General features: G+C 67.9%; 17 protein-coding genes. 10 read left to right on the top strand and 7 right to left on the bottom strand.

All coding sequences use genetic code 11. The features are described 5' to 3' along the window. Nucleotides 1–10: 10 nt before the first annotated feature. The 3 genes from ASF89_RS11785 (at nt 11) to ASF89_RS11775 (ending at nt 4887) form a co-directional block, all read left to right on the top strand. Nucleotides 11–1990 carry a glycogen debranching N-terminal domain-containing protein gene (locus ASF89_RS11785; protein ID WP_156463394.1) on the top strand — a complete coding sequence of 660 codons (1980 nt, stop codon included), beginning with the start codon at nt 11–13 and terminating at the stop codon, nt 1988–1990. 129 nt (nt 1991–2119) lie between these two features. Further along, nucleotides 2120–3178 carry an LCP family protein gene (locus ASF89_RS11780; protein ID WP_082489981.1) on the top strand — a complete coding sequence of 353 codons (1059 nt, stop codon included), beginning with the start codon at nt 2120–2122 and terminating at the stop codon, nt 3176–3178. A gap of 305 nt (nt 3179–3483) precedes the next feature. Continuing rightward, complete coding sequence (locus ASF89_RS11775) at nt 3484–4887, top strand: sugar transferase (protein ID WP_162240698.1); 1404 nt, start codon at nt 3484–3486, stop codon at nt 4885–4887. Nucleotides 4888–4923: 36 nt separating this feature from the next. Here the strand turns inward: ASF89_RS11775 and ASF89_RS11770 are convergent, their stop codons facing one another. From ASF89_RS11770 to ASF89_RS11750, 5 genes are read right to left on the bottom strand one after another with little or no spacing between them, the layout of a single operon-like run. Continuing rightward, nucleotides 4924–6246 carry an O-antigen ligase family protein gene (locus tag ASF89_RS11770; RefSeq protein ID WP_055815030.1) on the bottom strand — a complete coding sequence of 441 codons (1323 nt, stop codon included), beginning with the start codon at nt 6244–6246 and terminating at the stop codon, nt 4924–4926. A gap of 10 nt (nt 6247–6256) precedes the next feature. Continuing rightward, the gene (locus ASF89_RS11765) at nt 6257–7459 is read right to left on the bottom strand and encodes a lipopolysaccharide biosynthesis protein (RefSeq protein ID WP_055815027.1); all 1203 of its coding nucleotides are present in this window, start codon (nt 7457–7459) and stop codon (nt 6257–6259) included. 33 nt (nt 7460–7492) lie between these two features. After that, a complete protein-coding gene (locus ASF89_RS11760; protein WP_055815024.1) occupies nt 7493–8752 on the bottom strand; it encodes a hypothetical protein in 1260 nt (419 codons plus the stop codon). Beyond that, the gene (locus ASF89_RS11755; RefSeq protein ID WP_055815021.1) at nt 8745–10937 is read right to left on the bottom strand and encodes a glycosyltransferase; all 2193 of its coding nucleotides are present in this window, start codon (nt 10935–10937) and stop codon (nt 8745–8747) included. The genes ASF89_RS11760 and ASF89_RS11755 overlap by 8 nt, the downstream gene beginning before the upstream one ends. Beyond that, entirely contained in the window at nt 10938–12068 is a 1131-nt protein-coding gene (locus tag ASF89_RS11750) for a glycosyltransferase (protein WP_055815017.1), read from the bottom strand. Between the two features lie 266 nt (nt 12069–12334). On the opposite strand from ASF89_RS11750, the gene ASF89_RS16240 reads away from it, so the two are divergent. Beyond that, nucleotides 12335–12829, top strand: a complete 495-nt coding sequence (locus ASF89_RS16240) for a DapH/DapD/GlmU-related protein (protein WP_055815014.1) — start codon at nt 12335–12337, stop codon at nt 12827–12829. A gap of 14 nt (nt 12830–12843) precedes the next feature. Here ASF89_RS16240 and ASF89_RS11740 read toward each other — a convergent pair whose 3' ends face one another. Continuing rightward, on the bottom strand, nt 12844–14634 hold the full coding sequence (locus ASF89_RS11740; protein WP_055815010.1) for a hypothetical protein: 1791 nt from the start codon (nt 14632–14634) through the stop codon (nt 12844–12846). A 307-nt stretch (nt 14635–14941) separates the two neighbouring features. Between ASF89_RS11740 and ASF89_RS11735 the strand changes: the two genes are divergently transcribed. The 4 genes from ASF89_RS11735 (at nt 14942) to ASF89_RS11720 (ending at nt 19097) form a co-directional block, all read left to right on the top strand. Further along, nucleotides 14942–16378: a polysaccharide biosynthesis tyrosine autokinase gene (locus tag ASF89_RS11735; RefSeq protein ID WP_055815007.1), complete on the top strand. Its 1437-nt coding sequence runs from the start codon at nt 14942–14944 to the stop codon at nt 16376–16378. Between the two features lie 3 nt (nt 16379–16381). Further along, nucleotides 16382–17032 (top strand): low molecular weight phosphatase family protein, encoded by a 651-nt coding sequence (locus ASF89_RS11730; protein WP_055815003.1) that lies wholly within the window; start codon nt 16382–16384, stop codon nt 17030–17032. A gap of 242 nt (nt 17033–17274) precedes the next feature. Next, nucleotides 17275–17973, top strand: a complete 699-nt coding sequence (locus tag ASF89_RS11725; protein WP_156463393.1) for a hypothetical protein — start codon at nt 17275–17277, stop codon at nt 17971–17973. Then, on the top strand, nt 17970–19097 hold the full coding sequence (locus tag ASF89_RS11720) for a glycosyltransferase family 4 protein (protein WP_156463392.1): 1128 nt from the start codon (nt 17970–17972) through the stop codon (nt 19095–19097). The genes ASF89_RS11725 and ASF89_RS11720 overlap by 4 nt, the downstream gene beginning before the upstream one ends. 4 nt (nt 19098–19101) lie before the next feature. Here the strand turns inward: ASF89_RS11720 and ASF89_RS11715 are convergent, their stop codons facing one another. After that, entirely contained in the window at nt 19102–19617 is a 516-nt protein-coding gene (locus ASF89_RS11715; protein WP_156463391.1) for a VanZ family protein, read from the bottom strand. 216 nt (nt 19618–19833) lie between these two features. On the opposite strand from ASF89_RS11715, the gene ASF89_RS11710 reads away from it, so the two are divergent. Both ASF89_RS11710 and ASF89_RS11705 read left to right on the top strand, forming a co-directional pair. Continuing rightward, complete coding sequence (locus tag ASF89_RS11710; RefSeq protein ID WP_055795034.1) at nt 19834–20031, top strand: DUF3073 domain-containing protein; 198 nt, start codon at nt 19834–19836, stop codon at nt 20029–20031. Nucleotides 20032–20043: 12 nt separating this feature from the next. After that, the gene (locus tag ASF89_RS11705; RefSeq protein ID WP_162240697.1) at nt 20044–20478 is read left to right on the top strand and encodes a VOC family protein; all 435 of its coding nucleotides are present in this window, start codon (nt 20044–20046) and stop codon (nt 20476–20478) included. Nucleotides 20479–20508: the final 30 nt, after the last annotated feature.

Genomic DNA, 20508 nt, shown 5'->3' with positions numbered 1-20508 from the left:
GGAGCACCGCATGACCGACACGACCGCCCGGCACCCGGCCGACACCGCCCCCGAGCGCCCGGCCGACGCCGCCGGGCCCGCCGCCACCCCGCACCTCCAGCCCCTGCTCGGGCGCGAGATCGTCGTGCTGCGAGCGCCGGCGCAGGCCTGGTCGGCCGACGACGGCTCGATGACCGCCGGGGTGCACGGCTTCTACCTCGGCGATGTGCGGCTCGTCGCCGAGTCGTCGACGACCGTCGACGGGCTGCGCGCCGAGCACATCGCGACGGTCCCGGTCGACGCCTCGACCGTGCGGTTCGAGTCGCTGCTGCGCACCGTCGACGACCGCGGCGCCGACCCCGGGGTGCGGATGACCGTCGTCCGCACCGTGTCGTCGGGCGGCGCCGCCGAACGGGTCACCGTGACCTCGCGGCTCGACCGCCCCCTCTCGCTCGTGCTCGAGATCGCGCTGCGGCCCGACGCCTCGGCGCTCGAGCTGATCAAGTCGGGGCGCGAGGGCGACCGGCCCGAGGGCGTGACGGTCGCCGACGACGCGACCGGCGCCTCCTGGGTGGCCGGCGGCGTCTCCGTCGATCTCGTGTCGACGGGCCGAGGAGGCGCGGTGCGGCGGAGCGACGAGAGCGTCGTCCTCCGATGGCCGCTCGAGATCTCCCCGCGCTCGGCGGTCGAGGTCGGCTTCGACCTGCGAGCCGTCGATCCGGCGGCCGTGGTGGCGGGCGTGCCCGGCGAGGCGGTGTGGGCGCCGTTCGACCCGGCACCCCGCGACGATCGTCTGGCGCGCTGGCTCGACCGGGCTCGGTCCGACCTCTCGGCGCTGCGGTTGACGACGCCCGGCTCGCCCGACGACGTCTTCTACGCCGCCGGGGCGCCCTGGTTCTTCACGCTCTTCGGGCGCGACTCGCTGTGGGCGGCGCGGTTCACGCTGCCCGTCGACCTCGGCATCGCGGCGGGCACGCTGCGGGTGCTCGCGCGACTGCAGGGCACGGAGTCGGTGCCCGACACGGCCGAGCAGCCCGGAAAGATCATGCACGAGCTGCGGCAGCAGACCCTCACCATCCCCGACGAGGGCGTCAGCCTGCCGCCCCTCTACTACGGGACGGTCGACGCGACGCCGCTGTGGGTCTGCCTGCTGCACGACGCGTGGCGCCGGGGTCTCGACGAGGCGGAGGTCGAGGCGCTGCTGCCGAATCTCGAGGCGGCGCTGGCCTGGATGCGCGACTTCGGCGACAGCGACGGCGACGGGCTGCTCGAGTACGTCGACGAGACCGGTCACGGCCTGGCGAATCAGGGCTGGAAGGACTCGGGCGACAGCGTCCAGTGGCGAGACGGCTCGCTGGCCGAGGGGCCGATCGCGCTCTGCGAGGTGCAGGCCTACGCGTACGAGGCGGCGGTCCACGGCGCGGATCTGCTCGACCGCTTCGGCCGGGGCGGGGGTGACGAGTGGCGCCGGTGGGCGGCTGCTCTGCGCGAGCGGTTCCGCGCCTCCTTCTGGGTGTCCGACGTCGACGGGGACTTCCCGGCGATCGCGCTCGACGCGGCCAAGCGGCCGGTCGACACGGTCACCAGCAACCTCGGTCATCTGCTCGGCACCGGTCTGCTCGATGAAGCCGAGGAGGCGCGGGTCGCCGCCCGGCTCGTCTCACCCGAGCTGGCGAGCGGCTTCGGCCTCCGCACCCTGTCGAGCGACAGCGACGGCTTCTGGCCCCTCAGCTATCACGGGGGCAGCGTCTGGACCCACGACACCGCCATCGCGGTCTCGGGCCTGGCCCGCGCGGGGTTCGCCGCGGAGGCGCAGCAGCTGGCCGACGGGCTGCTCGCCGCGGCGCCGGCGTTCGACTACCGGATGCCCGAGCTGCACTCGGGCGACTCGGCCCGCGACGTGCCCGCGCCGGTGCCGTACCCGGCGTCGTGCCGGCCGCAGGCGTGGTCGGCGGCGGCCGCGGTGGCGGTGTGGGCGGCGACGCACGGGGTCGTTGCGCCGGAGTCGTGAGGCTCGCGGGCCCTTCTCGCCCCCTGAACGGGGGTGGGAGTCGCCCCGGGTCGTGCACCTGGTGCAGTTAGGCTCATCGGACGCCAACACCGGGCGGCCCACCGAACGCCGCCCACGGGAGCCCCTCACATGACCGACATCTTCGACTTCGGCCCGGACGAGCAGAACAAGCGCGACGACCAGCCCACCCGGCGCGGCCGCAAGAAGCGCCTGTCGCGCCCGGTGAAGACGCTCATCGTCGTGGCGTCGGTGCTGGTCGGGATCCTCGTGATCGTCGGCGTCGCCGGTGGCCTCTATGCGATGAACCTCGCGCGCACGTTCGACGACCGCACCACGACGCTGCCCGAGGCGTTCCCGGAGGAGTCCACGCGCCCGACCGCCTCGGCGACCGGCGCGATGAACATCCTGCTGATGGGCTCCGACTCACGGGGCGACGAGACGAACCTCGACGATGCGTCGTCGAGCGACCAGCGGACCGACACGATGATGCTGATGCACATCGATGCGGACCGCAAGAACGTCTACGTCATGTCGATCATGCGCGACCTCTGGGTGCCGATCCCGGGTCGCGGCGACAACAAGATCAACGCGGCGTTCGCCTACGGCGGGTCGCCGCTGACCGTGCAGACGATCGAGCAGCTGACCGGGGCGCGCATCGATCACGTCGCGATCATCGACTTCGAGGGCTTCGCCGGCATGACGACGGCGATCGGCGGGGTCGACGTCGTGAGCGACAAGGCCTTCACCGCCCGCGGCACGCAGATCCAGGTCGGCACCAACCACCTCGAGGGCGAGGACGCCCTGAACTTCGTGCGCGAGCGGTACTCGTTCACCGACGGCGACTACACCCGGGTCGAGAACCAGCAGCGGTTCCTCCAGGCCGTCGCCGACAAGCTGATCTCGCGCGACACCCTGACGAACCCGGGCGCGATCACGAACTTCGTCGGCTCGGTCTCGGACTACCTGACCGTCGACGACACGCTCGACTCGGGTGCCATCGCCTCGCTCGGAGTGAGCCTGCGCGACGTCAAGAACGAGAACATCAAGTTCTTCACGATCCCGACGGCGGGCACGGGGATGATCGGCGGGCAGTCGGTCGTCCTGCAGGCCGAGGGGCAGATGCCCGGGCTGCGCGACGCACTCGCGAACGACACCCTCGGCGACTACCTGCCGACGCTGCAGGGGTGAGCGGCAGCTCGATCTCCGGGCGTCCGAGTCCCCTCCGAGGCGACGGCGACTCGGATACCCACGAGTATCGATGCGTCTAAGCGACGGTTGATCATTACTATGATCTATCTGGGGTGTTTGAAACCATCGTCATGAGCCCGTGACGAGCGACAGGACCTCAGCCCAGCGACCCGAACCATGGGTACTGATCCAAAGACTGCCCGAGGGGGACAGGACTGTTGACGACTGGTGCCTCAGAATCGACCTTGCGCCATGGCCTCGTCGGTGATGCGCCGGCACCCTGGGCCCGCAACTACGCGAGGCGTTTGACCCTCACCGACACTCTGGTCGTCTTCATCGCCGTCGCCGTCGGCGAGCTGACCTGGTACGGCATGAACATGGGGTCGTTGGCCGATCGTCTGTCGTGGGGCGAGATCGCCACCCGGCACACCGTCGTGAGCATCCTCCTGCTCGGCGCGTGGCTGCTTGTGCTGACTGCCTACGGCACCCGCGACTCCCGCATCATCGGCCAAGGCACACTCGAGTACAAACGAGTTCTCGAGTCGTCGCTGATGCTCTTCGGGGTCTTCGCCATCGTGGCGATCGTCCTCCGGCTCGATCTCGGGCGCAGCTTCGTGCTGACCTCGTTCCCCGTCGCGGCTATCGGACTCGTCCTGTCTCGGTGGGGCTGGCGCCAATGGCTCGTCGCGCACCGCCGAGTGGGCCAGTACTCGGCGCGGGCGCTCCTCGTCGGATCACGGCACTCCGTCGAGCACCTGGCGAATCACCTGTCGGGCCAGCCCTCGGCCGGCTACCGCCCGGTCCTGGCCTGCCTGCCTCACGGGACGTCGGGCAGCACGATCGGCACCGCGTCCGTGCCCGTCGCCGGCGGACTGAACGACGTCACGGCCGTCCTCGCCCGCCATCACGTCGACTGCGTCATCGTCACGAGCAGTGACGAGCTGTCGCCTCTCGCCGTCCGTCAGCTCGGCTGGTCGCTCGAGGAGTCGGGCACCCAGCTCATCGTGGCCCCGGCCCTGACCGACATCGCGGGCCCGCGGATGCACACGCGGCCCGTCGCCGGCCTCCCCCTGATCCACGTCGAGTCGCCGGTCTTCGCCGGACGCAAGGCCTGGACGAAGACGGTCATCGACCGGGCCGCAGCGGGGCTGGGCATCCTGCTGCTGTCTCCCGTGCTGCTGGCGATCACTATCGCCGTCGCCGCGACCTCGAGCGGGCCGATCATCTTCCGGCAGCAGCGCGTGGGCCTCGGCGGCGAGACGTTCACCATGTTCAAGTTCCGCTCCATGCGGGTCGACGCCGAGGCGCAGCTGGCGCACCTGCAGGCCGAGCAGCGCGATGCCGGCAACCAGGTGCTCTTCAAGATGAAGAACGATCCGCGGGTCACGCGTGTCGGGGCGTTCCTCCGTCGCTACAGCCTCGACGAGCTGCCGCAGCTGTTCAACGTGCTGAACGGCACGATGTCGCTCGTCGGGCCCCGCCCTCCTCTCGATGCCGAGACCAAGGCCTACGAGAAGCACAACTTCCGCCGCTTCCTGGTCCGCCCCGGCATCACCGGGCTGTGGCAGGTCAGCGGCCGGAGCGACCTGTCATGGGAGGACTCGGTCCGTCTCGATCTCTACTACGTCGAGAACTGGTCCGTCCTCAACGATCTGATCCTGCTCGGACGCACGGCACGCGCCGTCTTCCGTGGAAGCGGCGCCTACTAGACACTGCTCGGACATCCCCGAGCGGCGTGTCCATGCCTATATCGACAGCTGCAGCGACTTCTTCTTCGAGGCTCTGCGGTCCTTCGCCTTCTCGAGCCGCGTGATCTCGTTCGAGTCGGCCTCACCGGTGAAACCGGTCTTCGCCGAGGGGAGTGTGACCACGACGAAGAGCAACGCGATCATGCTGAACCAGCGGAGGTAGTCGAACGAGAACATGGCGACGATCATGACGATGATCAGACCCCTCGTCAGCGGGTCGCTGCGCTTGACGGCGACGGCGATGAACACCACGAGGAGCAAGAGGCCCACCACCCCTCCGGTCGCCAACGTCGTGACGAGCTGATTGTCGACGATGTTGAAGCCGTTCTGCTGAAGGAATCCACGGCCGAACAGAGAAGCCTCTGAGCCGACGCCCGAACCGAACAGGACCTCGAGGGGCTGTCGTGCCAACAGGGCGGGCACCGAGGCGAGGGCTCCCACTCGGTTGTAGAACGACCCTGTTCCCGTGAACTCACGGTAGGCGTCGGCTATCGAGCTCCCGAGGAGGACCACCACGATGACGACGGAGACGGCGACCGCGAACACCGAGAGGATGCGCTTCTCGGACCGTGTGGTCAGAAGCTTGACCACCAGGACGATGCCGACGGCGACCAGCGCGCTGCGAGTACCGGAGAGCACGAGACCGAGACTGAGAATGGCCAGCAGCCCCATTCTGAATCGGAACCTCCACTCGTCCTTGAGGTAGAGGACGATGACGAACGCGGCTGCCAGGAGCATGGCGAACGGGATCGGATGCCCGGCCGTCCCCTGCACACGGAGCACGGCCTCGCCGAGGAGGGTGTTCGGGTACAGAGCGGGGAGCCCGCTGGTGAGGGCCCCGTAACCCCAGAGCACGGGCCGACCCAGCACGGCGACCTCGATGAGGCCGAGACCCACCTGGAACACCGCGAAGCCCACGAGGAACTTGAGGAGGGCGATGACGTCGCGCCTGGTCAGCTGAGACACCACGACGCACATCATCAGGGCGAGCGCCCCGAAGCGGAGCACGGAGTTCAACGCAGACGCGAAGACGGCGTATGTGGAGACGATCGAGACGATGTAGAAGAGGGCCACGAGCAGGACCACGGGGTGCGTGAGGCTCCTCGGCCACGGTCGAGACAGCGCTGCCAGCCCCAGGAGTACGAGACCGCCGATGAGGGTGATGTCACGGACCGCCTCGGGTACCGAAGGGGACGAGGCCAGGAAGAACAAAGCGACGACGATGCCGACGCCGATCCCTGCGACCTTGTCCTGCGGGACGACGGCGAGGAGGAACAGCCATCCGAGCACGAGCGCGGCGACGACGATGGCGATCAGCATGGAAGAAGACTCATTTCGTTGTTATCTGTCGCCAGCGTCGCATGAGCAGCGCCCCCTGCACGACCAGACCGGTGGTTTCCGCGACGATGAGCGCGATGAAGGCGCCCTGCACGCCCCAGATGCCGCCCAAGACGAAGATGCCGACTAGACCCACCGCGGCTGCCGCGATCACGGCATACGTGATGGAGTTCGCTGACGCGGCTGAGACGAGGCTGAGCCCCATGCCTCTCGAGGCGCAGATGAGCAGGACCAGGAAACCGCCGAGCAGGGACACCGACGGCTCGACCGTGATCGTGTTCGAGAAGAGCACCGGCACGATGAGGGGCATGGCGATGACGAAGACGCCGCCGGCGAAGATCCCGAGACCGATGTTGAGCAGGATCGATTTTCGGCTGCGCGACAGCGCGACCGACTCGTCGGGATGTCCGAGCCAGCTCTGAAGTCGCGTCGGCAGGGCCGAGAGCACGTTCAGCCCCATCCGCATGGGGCGGTCGACGGCCGCGAACGTCGCAACGGATCCCGGACTGACGACGCCCAGGAACGCGGCGGGAAGAGCCGTGTACACCGTGCTCACACCGCGTCCGAGGATGACGACGGACTGCTGACGCATGATCGCGACGGCGGCCCGCGGACCGATGAGTCGCTGGAACATGGGCAGGCGCCCGAGTCGGTTGCCTGTGACGTAGGTCACGAGGGCCGCCGCCAGGAGGCTCGCCCCGTAGAACCACAGACTGCCGCCCCGCGCGATCACGACTGCAGCGAGGAGCGACAGGACGACACGCGGAACCGTGTCAGACGCCAGCACGAAACCCGGACGCCCTGTCCCGATGAAGTACCAGCTCGGGCTGATGGCCGCCGACACGAGGGCGAAGGCGAGAAGGGCTGCCGGGCCACGGTCCTCCGTGACGACGAGGAAGGCTGCCAGCGCTGAGACGGGAGCGAGCACTGCGACCGCGAGCCCTTTCGAGGCTTGGGACTCGGCGTAGATGCGCGGACGATTGTCCGGCTCGCGGCCGACACGCTGGGGCCCGATGACTCCCCAGCCCAGTTCCGCGAGCACGGCGCCTGCGTTGCCGATGGCCAAGGCGATGGCGACACTCGCCCATCCGCTCGCGCCGTGGGTTGACGTGATGGCAGGGATCACGACGAGAGGCGCTGCCGCACTCAGAGACGGGATCGCGATGTAGAGGAACAGCTTCCAGGCGTTGCTCATGATCGGCGGACCCGCTGCGCGGCGGAACAGAGGTCAACGGACGTCATCGGCCACCTTCGTCATCACGGTGGCCAACGGGGCGCCCAGCGACGCCAGGAGTCCATCGTCGAACACCCTCTCGTCATCGCGCGCCGACCCGACCGCTCTGACGATCGCGTCTGCGAGTGAGCCGGGGTCCGCGAGGACCGCAAGCAGCCGCGGGCTCAGAGTCGCCCGAGAGCCGTCGACGTCGTTCGTGACCGCCCATCCACCTCCCACGACCGCATCGAGTGGCGGGTGTGACGGATGCGGGCTCATCTGCAAGGAGAGGAGGACGTCAGTCCGTGCCAGCTCTTCGAAGTAGCCGGCCCACGGCAGCTTGCCGAGGCTCTGCAGAGTCGTTCGAGGTGTCAGGCGCACGGGAGGGTGCAGATCGCCCATCGACCGGAACACGACCTCGGTTCCCGACTCTTCGAGCCGCCGGGCCGCCACTTTGAGAGCTGCGATACCGATTGCGTATGCATTCCGGGGTTTCTGCGGGCGAGCGTAGAAACCGACGACGAGGGGGCCAGAGGGCCGACCTGCCGCGGCCACCTCCTCGAGACGCGTCTCGTCCAGCTCTGGCCGGAAGACGGCAGAGGATTCGATGACCAGGTTCTCCCGCCGCGCGAGCGCCTCTGCGAGGGGAGACGAGTTGACAACGAGACGGAAACCGGCGTGGTACGTGGACTGGGCCAGAGCCGAGTCGCTGGAGCTCGCGTAGAAGCTGGGTTCATGGTCCTGCACCAGGTACACGACGCGGCCGGGGTCGATGAGACCGACCTTGCCGGCCACGTCGAGCGCATGAGCCGTGCCCCAATGGGTCGCGACCCAGACCTCGTCGGGCGAAGCCCGGAGCGCCGTCGTGGCCCACACCCATGCGAAGACGACCTGGGGCCCTTCGTAACCCAGCTCGCTCCTCATCATCTGATCGATGACAGCCGCCTCCGCGGACTTCAACGCCCCGCCGAAGGTGACGACCCGAAGAGGCAGTCCGAGGCGATCAGCCATCACGCAGGCAGCGGCCAGAGCCGTGCGTATGCCGGCGAAGACCGCGCCCGGAGCAACGCTGGGCACCAGGATCGACACTCGCCGAGGAGACTCCGACCCGATCTCGAGAGCTGCGAGAGCCGTGCTGGTCGGAGCCAGGCCCTTATACGTGCCCCACCCGCTCTCGAGGCGGCCATCGACGAATCGCGCGTGCTGCCTCTGCGCGTAGAGCAGCCTGCCGAACTCAGCCTTCTTCGAGACCTTCTGCGTCAGCCGCTCAATCACGCGGCACCCCGTCTTGTTCGAGAACCATGTCGACCACTCGGTCGAATTCGGCTTCGACGTATCCGGCGAGGCGCGCAGTCGTCTCGCCGTCCCCCGACACCGGATCGGCGTCCAGGAGCGCGTCGGCGAGCGAGCGCGGGCTGCCAGGATCCGTCTCGATCAGATGTCCGTCAGTGAGGCCGCGCAACTCCTCCAAGGCCTCGGACCTCTGCGTGATCACCAGCCGCTCGCACGCCAAGCCCTGCCAGACCTTGTTCGCGATCACGGACTGCGCTTTGGCGGACCCTCCGAAGATGCCCAGGACCACGTCGTGGTCTGAGATGCGTGAGAACAGTTCGTCCTCCGGCACGGGATCCGCGAAGAGGACCCGCCCCGCCAGACCCTCCTCGGAGACGCGTCGTTCGATGTCGGCCCGAAGGTCGCCCGATCCGATGAAGGTCACGGACATGTCTCGTTCCTGACATGCGAGGACCAGAGCGTCGACGACGAGATCCAGGCCGTGGAGTGGGATGTAGTTGCCGTAATAGAGGACACGGAGCGGCCCCATCGCCCTCGGAACCTCGACAGTGCGTGCCCACGAAGGGGCGCCGACGGGAAGCGACTCGACCGGGCCCCGGCTCCTCTTGCGGGCGCGGATGAGGTCGGCGCGGAGGCGGGTGTCTGTGAGGAAAACGTCTGCAGCCTGAATGGCGAGCCAGTCCTGGAGAGCCAGCCGTCGCGCCCGGAACGAGCGGGTCGAGGCGAGCTGCCAGTCGCCGATGGCCGTCTCGTAGAGTCCGACGAAGCCGTCGACGACCAGACGGGCACCGACGAGGCGTGAAGCGAGCCATGCGAACGGGACGTGCGTGAGAGACATCTCCGCCACGACGATGATGTCAGCACCACGTGCATGACGGAAGAGTCGCCCGAGGTCATGCGCCATGCGATGCAGCTTGCCCGAACGGGCGCTCTTCTCGACGACGCGGACGGTGACGGGCCGTTGCTCGAGATGTTCTCTCACGAGACGATTGCGCGGATACGTCTGATCGTGGACTCGGTAGTACAGGACACGTCGCGGCTCTGCGGAGGAGCGTGACGCGCGGATGCGCCCCCAGGGGAGTGCGGCGCGCAGCTTCGCAACCGTCTCCGGCCAGGAGTATCCGAGTGCGTCAGGCCCCTGCCCCGGCATGTCTGCCGAGTCGACGCGATCGTCCAGCGCAGAGGCCAGGTCCGAAGCGCTGCGAGGATTCACGAATCGCGCCCCGTTTCCGAGCGTCTCGCGGAGAACGGGGATGTCGCTCGCGATGACCGGTGACCCGAAGGTCCTCGCCTCGATGGGAGGGAGGCCGAATCCTTCGTCGCGCGACAGGTACACGGTGACGCGGGCGTTCTCGTACAGCCATCGGAGACCGGCGTCGTCCACTCGCCCGAGGAATCGGACGACACCCGCATCACGCAGGTCCGTGAACTCCTCGGACAGATCGGAGCCGACGCCCGAGTGCTCTGCACTGCCCACGACCACCAGAGGCGAACCCGCGTGGACGGAGGCCGCCAACGCGACGCCTCGGATCACCGTCTCGAGATTCTTGCGGGCATTGAGTCGACCCACGCACAGGACGAACTCGCCGACCTGCAGATCGTCCTGGGGGCGTCGACTGTCTGCCTGCGCGAGGTTCTGGGGAACGGCGAGTCCGACTGCGCGAACCGGCGCCAGAGCGGGATGCAACCGTTCCATCCGCCTCGCTTCCGTCTGTGTCGAGGTGACGACCACGTCGGCGAACGGCAGGCTGAGGGGCATCAACGCGAAGTACAGCCGCTCCGCCTTGCTGAACCACTCGGGGTGGTCCTCGAAGAGGAGGTCGTGGACGAAGACGAGCGATCTCCCCGCCAGCGGGGCGAAATTATGAGCGACGATCACGTCTGCTCCGGCCTTCCGCGCCAGGCCGGGCAGTTCGAGTGCGTTCGAGATGGCGTGTGGCCACAGCCGGGTCTCGACCACGCGGACGTTCTCTGGAAGCGCTCCCGCTGCAGAGAGGTCGTGGCCCCTGCGGACGGCGAGGACGACGTCGTCTTCCGGATGAGCGGCGATCCAGGAGGTGATGAGATCCCGTTGGACGGTCCGGTTGGCCGTAGGCCCATCGACCCACCAGTACCCGTCGAAGAGAACGGTGATCCCTTGCGGCTCTGAACCCCGGTCCGGTCGCATCTAGCGCCTCCTCGTGGTCGACGACTTCTGGACGGACACGAGGGCGGCCTCGTAGGCCTGGCACACACCCTCCCAGGTGTAGTGAGCCTTGCCTCGCGCCAGGGCCCGGGCACTGAGTTCCTCCTGCCGGTCCGGGTCATCCATCACCGCCGTGATGCCCCGAATGAGGTCGCCTACTTCCGGACTCACGAACTCGCCCGCATCACCGAGGACCTCGCGGTTGTACACCGTGTCCCGTGCGATGACGGGGGCGCCGAGCGCCATGGCCTGCACGAGCGCCGGGTTGGTCCCCCCCACGCTGTGCCCGTGGAAGTACGCGCCGGCGTGCTGCCAGAGGGCGTGGAGACGGGCATCATCACTGACATGCCCCAGCCAACGGACGCGGCTGTTGGCATCCGCCAGGGCCTGCACGCGCTCCTCGATCTCTCCGCCGTAGCCACTCGACCCGACGATGACGACATCATGGGTCTCGGACAGAACGCCTGCCGCGTCGACGAACTCCAGGATCGTGTTCTCCGGGACGAAGCGCGCGACGACGAGGACGTAACCGCGATGAGTCAGGCCGTCTTCGATCGGCAGCGCCTCCGCGGCGTCACCGCCGTACGGGATGAAGAAGCCGTCGCGGCTGAAATCCTGACGCCAACGCTCTCCGATCGCCTTCGCGTCGAACACGAGCCCCGTCGCCCAGCGCGCGGTGGCGAGGGCGCCTGCACGGAACATGGTTTTGGCGAGACGACCCCATTTAGCACGCTCCCATTCGATGCCGTCGACATTGACCAGTGTCGGGATGCCTCGGAGTTTGAGGAGGGGAAGCCAGAACCCGTTGGCGACGTTCATCACGAGCGCGACATCGGGCTTGGCACGGAACGCATGCAACGCTGACGACAGCCCGTAGGAGAGCGTGCTGAGAGATTGGGATTCGACGCCCCACGTCGTGACGCTCGAGACGCGTCGATCACGATCCGAATCATCGTCGCGCGTCGTCCCCGGACGCCCGTAGACCGTCACGTCCCAGCCCTCGTCGACCAGATAGGGTGCGATCCGTCGGACGGCGGTCTCGAAACCGCCGTAGTAGCTCGGATATCCACGCGTGCCGATGATGGCCACCGTCTTGGACTTCTGGTCGGTCATCGCGCCTCCCGATCGGCTACCCGCACGTGCCTGGGCACGGGTGACGGGTAACTCGTTAGAGCAAAAATGGTCATGGATATCCCCCAGACAACGATGTGGCACCGCCGCCGCTACAGCACGTTCTGCGTCTTTCGACATCGAGTGTTATGGAGCGCAGGAGCGCTCGGTATCAAATTCTATCGAGAAGCCGCGCCGACTCCGGGCCGACTCGACATCGCACCCTCCGACGACGCCCCTCAGATGATGTGCGGCCCTAGTATCCCCGCATGGGTCTTTCGAGAATCGTCCGCGACATCGGCATCAATTCGATAGCGGGCTCGCGCATCGTCCCCATCTCTCACCGGTGGCGCCTCGTGCGAGTCTTCGGGCTGAAGGCCGAGCCCTCTGCCATCCGCGCAGGAACGTTCTTCGGGGGCCCCCGTATCTCGATCGGGAAGGGCGCGTTCATCAATGAACAGTGCTACTTCGACAACAGCGCTCCCATCACGATCGGAGCGAAGGTCGACATCGGGCCTCGGGTCATCGTGATCACCGGCTCCCACGTCATGGGTCCAGCGGAGCGACGGGCGGGCACCCTGTCGACCGCACCGGTAACCATCGGAGACGGCGCCTGGATCGGCGCGGACACGACCATCCTTCCGGGTGTGACCATCGGGCCCGGGGCGGTGATCGGCGCCGGCAGCCTGGTCCTCACGGACGTCGCCGCGAACACCAAGGCATTCGGTCGGCCAGCACGCGAGCAGGGGCCGCTGCCGAGCTGAGACCGGCTCCGCCTCTAGCCCATGACGATGTAGTTGATCCCCATCGTCGCGTTGGCCGGAGGCGCCAGCGCGAAATAGACCTCGATCCAGGTCGACGAGGCATCGTCGCGCACGATCAGGTATGGCCTGGCTGCTGCACTGCGCTCGTCCGTCGCGGCCATGATGGCGACCGGCAGCCCCGTCGTGTACCGCCGGGACAACCAGATCTTCAGTTGCATCCCAGCGGCCGGAGACCCGGAAGTCACGAAGATGATCTTGCCGCGGGAGTCGTTCGCTCCGTTGACAGCGATCCGGTCCGTGACGTTCGCACCTGCCGGTCGGACCACCACACCCGACGGCTGCGCGGCGATGATGTGATCCATCGCTCGCAGCTTGCCGTGGATGCTCTGCAACGAAGGGGAGACCAGGACGCCCCGACGATCCGCGATCGGAGGGACGCCGAGCCGGGTCGGGAGTTCGGTGGTCGAGTCGACGAGGGCGCTGTCGCGGAAGCCCTGCTGGATGACGACGGGGCTGTCGTTCGGCCCGTACTGGAGCAGCCGCACGCCGAGCATCTTGAAGTAGTTGCCGCGGACGAGTTCGACGAGAGTCTTGGAGACGCCGTCGGCCGGGTACTGACCTCGCAGCGTGCCTCCGATGACCGTCACGCCCTCGCTCCGGTTCGGGCGGGTCGTCGGCTCCTCCTGTCGTATCAGCGGCGCGGGCCCGCCGTAGATGAAGGGATCGACGAAGGTGAGCGAGGTCACGACGCCGATGGCCACGACGGGCACATTGGGCAGGAACTCCTTCTCGCTTGATGCCGACGCCGATTCGATGTGCAGATCCGTGATTCGCAGGTATTCAGGCGCCTGATCCCTCGCCGCCACGTTCCTGGACGCGTCGACACCGATCTCCAGAGCCGTATGACGGTTCTGCTCGATCGTGAGCCCCATGATGTCGAGGGTGTTCGTCCGGGCGTAAGGAGCGCTCTCCCCCTCCAGGTCCGCGGAGTTGATCACGACTGACGACGACTGCCCCGCCACTCCGCAGCGATCGATCATGACGTGGTGGAAGAGGGCGTTGTTGGCCCGGTCGATCTGCAGCCCCACTCCCAGCGCGTTGATGACCCGCACCTGGAACATGCGGAGTTCGAAGCCGTACTTGACGAGGATGCCACCGCCGGCGCGACCGGATCCGTTGAAGGATATGCCTTCGATGGAGACTCCCGCGGCGTTGACGGTCATGAGAGGCGCCGTCGACGAACCGGCACGCCAGATCTGAGTCCCGCCGTAGACCTTCGCCGCATTCGCCGCCGTGCTGGCGGGCGGTCCGACCGTCGCCGTTCCGTGATTCGACGTGTCCGAGCCGAAGCTCACGATGCGGATCGGACGATTGACGACGAAAGGCTCCATGACGAAGGACCCCGAGGGGAAGCCGATGGTGGCCAGTGACCCCGTGGCTCCCGCAACGGCCAGAGCGCGCGCCATTGCGCGCGTGTAGTTCGGCACGGCGCTCGTCGTTCCCGGGAACGCCACCGTTCCGTCGGAGGCGAGGTAGAGGTCGCGCACGTTCACGACCATCTCGCTCTGCGCGTACGTCCCGAACTGCTTCGTCTTCTCCGCCTCTGTCGTGACGATGGCTCGGGTGCGCGCGCCTTCGGGCAGCTCGGCGACCGAGACCGTCGTCGCCGCCTCCGCCGCCTCCGCCGCCTGCGGTCGGCTCGTCGCGACGGCCGCCACGGCCCCAGCGGCTGCCGTGCCGAGCAGCGCTCGCCGAGCGAGGGTGCCCGACTCCGGTTCTCTGACGTCGCGATCGCGCTTCTTCACTGTGGGAGCCCCTCGTTCGCCGGCCACGTCACTCGTCGTGTAATCGACCGGTATTGAGCCTCAATCATGCGTGATGAAGAGCCGATTGCCTACCGTGCCGCCCCCGTCACACGGGTTTCGACGGGGCCTCCCGGGAGCCCGCGTGGCCCCGCGCCGGCCGTGTCACTGTGGGCCATGTGCAACTATTGAGGTCGACCCACGTCCTGTTAACGAGTGCCGATGATCATTTAGAGGCACTGCGGGAGGCGTGGAATCGTACGGGGGCCCGGTCGGGCGTACCTGCTGACCGAGAGAACAGGACTGCCACGTGGAGCTGCGTGACTACATCAGGATCCTCCGTAAGGGATGGCTCCTCATCTTGACACTCGTGCTGATCGGGGTCGCGACAGGGGCGCTGGTCTCCATTCTCGCTACTCCCAAGTACGTGGCTTCGACGCAGCTGTTCGTCAGTGTTCAGACCTCGGACGCCTCGAGCGCGAGCGACCTGGTCCAGGGCAGCAGCGCCGCTCAGCAGAAGGTGCGGTCCTATGTCGACGTCGTCACCAGCACGAGCGTCCTGCAGCCCGTCATCGACGACCTCGGACTGGATCTGACCGCCACCGAACTGGCCGCCGTCGTGACTGCGGAGTCGCCCGTCAACACCGTTCTCATCAACATCACCGCTGAGGACGCGTCGGCCGTCAGGGCGGCCGACATCGCGAACGCCGTGGGCACGAGCTTCGCGACCGTCGTCCAGGACGACCTCGAGTCGCCGAACGGCGCTGGCCCCAGCCTCGTGAAGATCGCCACGATCGAGCCGGCCATCGCGGCCACCGCCCCGTCGAGTCCCCGGACCACGCTCAACCTCGCGCTCGGGCTGCTCGTCGGGTTCGCGCTGGGCATCGGCGTCGCCGTCCTCCGTGCGACCCTCGACACGCGCATCCACGGAAGCCACGACATCGAGATCGTCACCGAGGCGCCCATTCTGGGTGGCATCAGCTTCGATCCCGATGCCAAGAAGCGCCCCCTCATCGTCAGCGTCGATCCGCGCAACCCGCGGGCTGAGTCGTTCCGATCTCTGCGCACGAACCTCCAGTTCGTGAACCTCGAGTCGTCGAACCGCTGTTTCGTCATGACGTCGTCCCTGCCCGGTGAGGGCAAGACGACGACGACCTCGAACCTCGCCGTCGCGCTGGCCGAGAGCGGTGCGACGGTGGCCGTCATCGACGGCGATCTCCGTCTTCCGCGCCTGGCCGACACCATGGGCCTCGAGGGTGCCGTCGGGCTGACCGACGTCCTCATCGGTCGCGCAGACCTGAAGGATGTGCTCCAGCCCTGGGGCCGAGGCACGCTGTTCGTCCTCCCCGCAGGCCGCATCCCCCCGAACCCGAGTGAATTGCTCGGGTCCAAGGCCATGGTCTCTCTGCTCGCGTCGCTCAGTCAGTCCTTCGACTATGTCCTGATCGATGCTCCGCCGCTCCTTCCCGTGACCGACGCCGCCATCCTGTCGAAGCTCACCGGCGGGGCGATCGTCGTCGCCGCTGCGGGCCGCACCACCCGGCAGGAGCTCGAGTCGGCGCTGCGCACGCTCGAGCACATCGGCGGAAAGGTGATGGGCATCGTCATGACGATGCTCCCCACCAAGGGCCCTGATGCGTACGGCTACGGGAATTACGGCTCGTACTACGGCATGGATCAGGACAGCGTGAACGTCGACACCCCGGTGCCCGACGAATCATCGAAGCCAGACGTTCGGACCCGATAGACGATGTCCTTCTCTCTCGAGGGTCTCTTCGATCGACCCAGCGGAGACTTCGGCATTCTGACCGTGTGCACGGGCAACATCTGCCGATCACCGTTCGCCGAGCAATATCTGCGAGCACAGCTCGATGAGCTGCCACGTCTCACGGTGAGCAGCTCCGGCACGATGGCTCGTGATGGTGACAGGATGCCTGCGCAAGCGATCACCATGGCGAGGACCTGGGGAGCAGACCCCGACTCGCACGGTGCCCGATTCCTCGTCGAATCGCACGTCGCCGATGCGGATCTCGTCTTCGGTCTCGCGCGGGAGCACCGGCGAGCCATCGTGCAGATGCACCCGCGAGCCTCCCGCTATACCTTCACGCTCCGCGAATTCGCTCGGCTCGCGACCGACCTCACCGACCGCGACCTCGCGGACATCGCCCTCCTGCCGACGGACGACGTACCGGGTCGCCTGCGTGAACTCGTCGGCGTCGTCGCATCGCGTCGAGGCGCGGTCGCCGCACCTGTCGACCCCTACGACGAGGATGTCGTCGATCCCTACCGCCAGAGCGACGACGTGTTCGACGAGTCGGCGCGGCAGCTCGTCCCGGCAGCGGACGTAGTCGTCGCCGCTCTGAAGAGGGCCGCGACAATCACCTCGGCTGAGGTCTCCTGATGGCTGCCGACAAGCGTCGTCGTCGCGGGACCGCCGGTCGACGCAAGGTCTGGATCGCTGCCCTGGCCGCCTTCCTGGTCGTGGACGTCGCGCTCGTGGGGCTCGCCCTCACCGGCCCGACCAGTGACGCCGGAAGACCCTCCGCTCTTCCGGCTCCCTCGGCCTCCCCCTCGCCGACCGAGACCACCGCACCCGCACCGGACTTGGGTCCGCTGTCCAGCCCCGCCGCCTATCTGGCGGCCGTGGACTCCGTGACGGCCTATCGCGTATCGGCGGGCGACTGCTCGGTCGACGAGGCGCTGACACTCGAGAGATCCGACGACTCGGGTGACAGCTGGGTGGCGAACCCGGTGACCACGACTTTGCGCTCCGTGACGCAGTTCGCCGCCACGTCGGACACGTACGCGTACATGGTTGGGCTCAATGACGCCTGCGACCCCGACTTCACGGCGACCTACACCTCCGGCACGGGGTTCGGCAGCTATCCGGAGGAGCTGACCGGCGTCTGGTACCGCGACACGACGGATGGCACGCTGAACAGCCCCACTGGGATCCTGGAGCCCCCCTGCTCGGACGTCGTCGATGTGATCGCCGTTGATGACCTGAATGCCGCCGTGATGTGCTCGGATCGCACCCTGAGCCGGACGACCGATGGTGGATCGACCTGGGGTGCCCCTCTGACACTCGGCGGCGCCGTGGCTACGTCCACCGGGGTCGGGAACTACGTGGTCGCTCAGACGGGTCGGGAGGGCTGTGCCGGTGTGCGCGTCTCGACCCTGGGTCCGTCAGATCAGGCCCCCGCGATCCTCGGCTGCTACGAGACGGACTCGGATTCCTTGGAAGACGGCCGCGTGCTGGTGTCCGGAACGCGGGACAGCATCTGGCTTCAGGTGCAGGACGTCGTCGTCGTCTCCACCGATGGCGGGATCACGTGGGCGTGACGAGCAGACACGAGCACTCCCTTCTGGTCGTGACCGAGTCGGCGTCCAGCTGGGGTGCCGAGGCCTCGCTGATCGAACTGCTCAAAGGGCTGCCCCCGAGCTGGAGGGCGACCGTGCTCGTCGCAGCGAATTCGCCGCTTCTCGCCATCGAGCCGCCGGCGCGGGTGACGATCAAGACGTATGGATTCGCCTCCCACCCCGCACTGCGATCGGGAAGCTTCCGATCGTCGACCACGCGAGAGCGGGTCGAGGAGGCGCTGTCCCTCCTCAAGGGCGCGCTCCGGGCTCGCCGGGTCACGCGCCAGCATGATGTCGTGCTGGGCTTCAGCCTCTGGCAGTGTCCCGAGTTCCTGATGGGCGCGCGCCTGTCACGCACGCCCTTCGTGCTCGATCTCCACGACGACTTCAGCGGCGGCGTCGTCAATCGGATCGTTCGGGCCATGGCTGCTGCCTCCGCAGCCGTCATCGCCCCCTCCCAGCACGTGTTCACGCGCTACGGCCTGACGACCGGCGGCCGGGTCCACATCGTTCCTCGTCCGGTCCCCGCCGCCGCCGACCCTGTGGCGGCGCGCCCCCGCGACCCGTCGCGACCTCTTCGGGTGGGGATGTTCGGCCAGATCGCGCCTCACAAGGGTGTCGTCGATCTCATCTCGGCTGCTGAGTCGCTGCCGAAGGGCCTCGTCGAGCTGACGGTCGTCGGGGGGACCTCGCCGTCGTCGCGATCTCAATACGAGGCGGAGTGCGCTGAGAGGATCGCCGCCCTCGGCGACGCGTCCAGGCTCCTCGCCCGAGTGCCCGACATCGAGCAGTACGCGCGCTCGTGCGACGTCATCGTCAATCTTTCTCATCAGGAAGCCTTCGGCCGGTCCATCGTCGAGGCCCTGGCGCACGGAGCACTGCCGGTCGTCCTAGCGGGATCTGGCCCGGCCGAGATCGTCCAGGACACCGGCCATGGTGTCGTCCTCGCATCATCAGCAGTGCTGGCCGAGACCCTCGCCCGTCTGGCGGAAGGCTCCGAACCCGAGATGGCGTCGCCAGACACCGACTCGATGCTGATGCGATACGCGCCTGACCGGGCGACCGCCGCCTACTGGACGGTCGCAACGCACGCCGCGAAGCGCTGACCGCCTAGCCTGCTCCCGACGCTCCGACCCGCTCGCGCGACCGGCGGCGCTGGAGCCGCGCGCGCCTCCTCGCCATCCGGCTCGAGCGGCGTGCCCAGAGGGCGACCACGCCGGCGATCGACCCGAGCAGAGCGCCCGCGGTGTTCGCGATGACGTCGTCGACGGTCGCGAACCGCGACGGCAGGAAGAAGTGCTGCCCGAGCTCGACGACGACGCTGCCCGAGAAGCCGACCAGCACGCCGAGCCACCACCGGCGGCCGCCGACCAGCAGCACGACGATCAGACCGAACGGCACGAAGAAGGCGATGTTGGCCGCGAACTCGAGGGCGGCGTAGTCGAACGACTCGGGGATGCCGCGACGGTGCAGCAGCGCCAGGCCGCGCAGGATCAGCGGGCGGGCGCCCTGGTCGACCGGCGACGGCCAGAAGGCCACGAGCGCGACACCGAGGCCGTAGAAGACCAGGGCGACGAGCGCGATGGTCCGGCTCGCCCACGAAGCGCGCAGTGTCGCTGGGGTCATGATCACGCCTCTCGTCGGGCGTCGTGAGCTTCGCTGACCCGACGGTGTCTCCTGCCATCGTGACAGACCCCGACCGGGCCCACGATGACCCCCGCCCGACGCACAGTCGGCTCATGGGGTACATGCTAAGATCGGTCCAGTTTTGCAACTGTCATCAGTCGGCTGTACCCGGTTCGTCCGACACCGCTTCCGGGCCGAATTCAGAGGGGGTCACGCATGGGGCGCGGCCGTCAAAAAGCCAAGCACACCAAGGTCGCCAGAGAGCTGAAGTACTTCAGCCCTGACACCAACTACGGTGCACTCGAAAAAGAGCTGGCTACCAAGAGCGACTCCGGCGACGATTACGTCGACAAGTGGGCCGACGACTTCGACGACGAATACGACGCCGATCACGACCAGAACAAGACCGCTTAGGCCTCCTCTGTCATGACGGTCGACGACTCCTCGACACCCGACGCCACGGCTTCGGGTCGCCAGGGTGATCCGGCGAGCACCCGCCCCGCTCTCGAGTGGGAGCAGGTCGTCGTCGACGCCCTCGAGCCCGCGACCCTCGCGCACTGGTGGGCCGAAGCCCTCGGCTGGGTCGTGGTCTCCCCCGTCGGCGACGACGAACCCGAGATCCGCAGCAGCCCCGACTCCCTGCCGGGACTGCTCTTCGTGCGCGTACCCGAGGGCAAGACCCTCAAGAACCGCCTGCACCTCGACTTCCGGCCCGACGACCAAGACGCCGAGGTCACCCGGCTGCTCGAGCTCGGCGCCACCCGCTCCGACGTGGGCCAGACCTCCGACGTGTCGTGGGTCGTGCTCGCCGACCCCGAGGGCAACGAGTTCTGCGTGCTCGGCGCACGCCGCACCTCCTAGGTCCCTCGTGACCGACGCGCCTCCCCAGGC

This window comes from Frigoribacterium sp. Leaf172 (assembly GCF_001424285.1).
Classification (GTDB): Bacteria; Actinomycetota; Actinomycetes; order Actinomycetales; family Microbacteriaceae; genus Frigoribacterium.
This window is presented reverse-complemented; position numbering and strand designations above follow the sequence as displayed.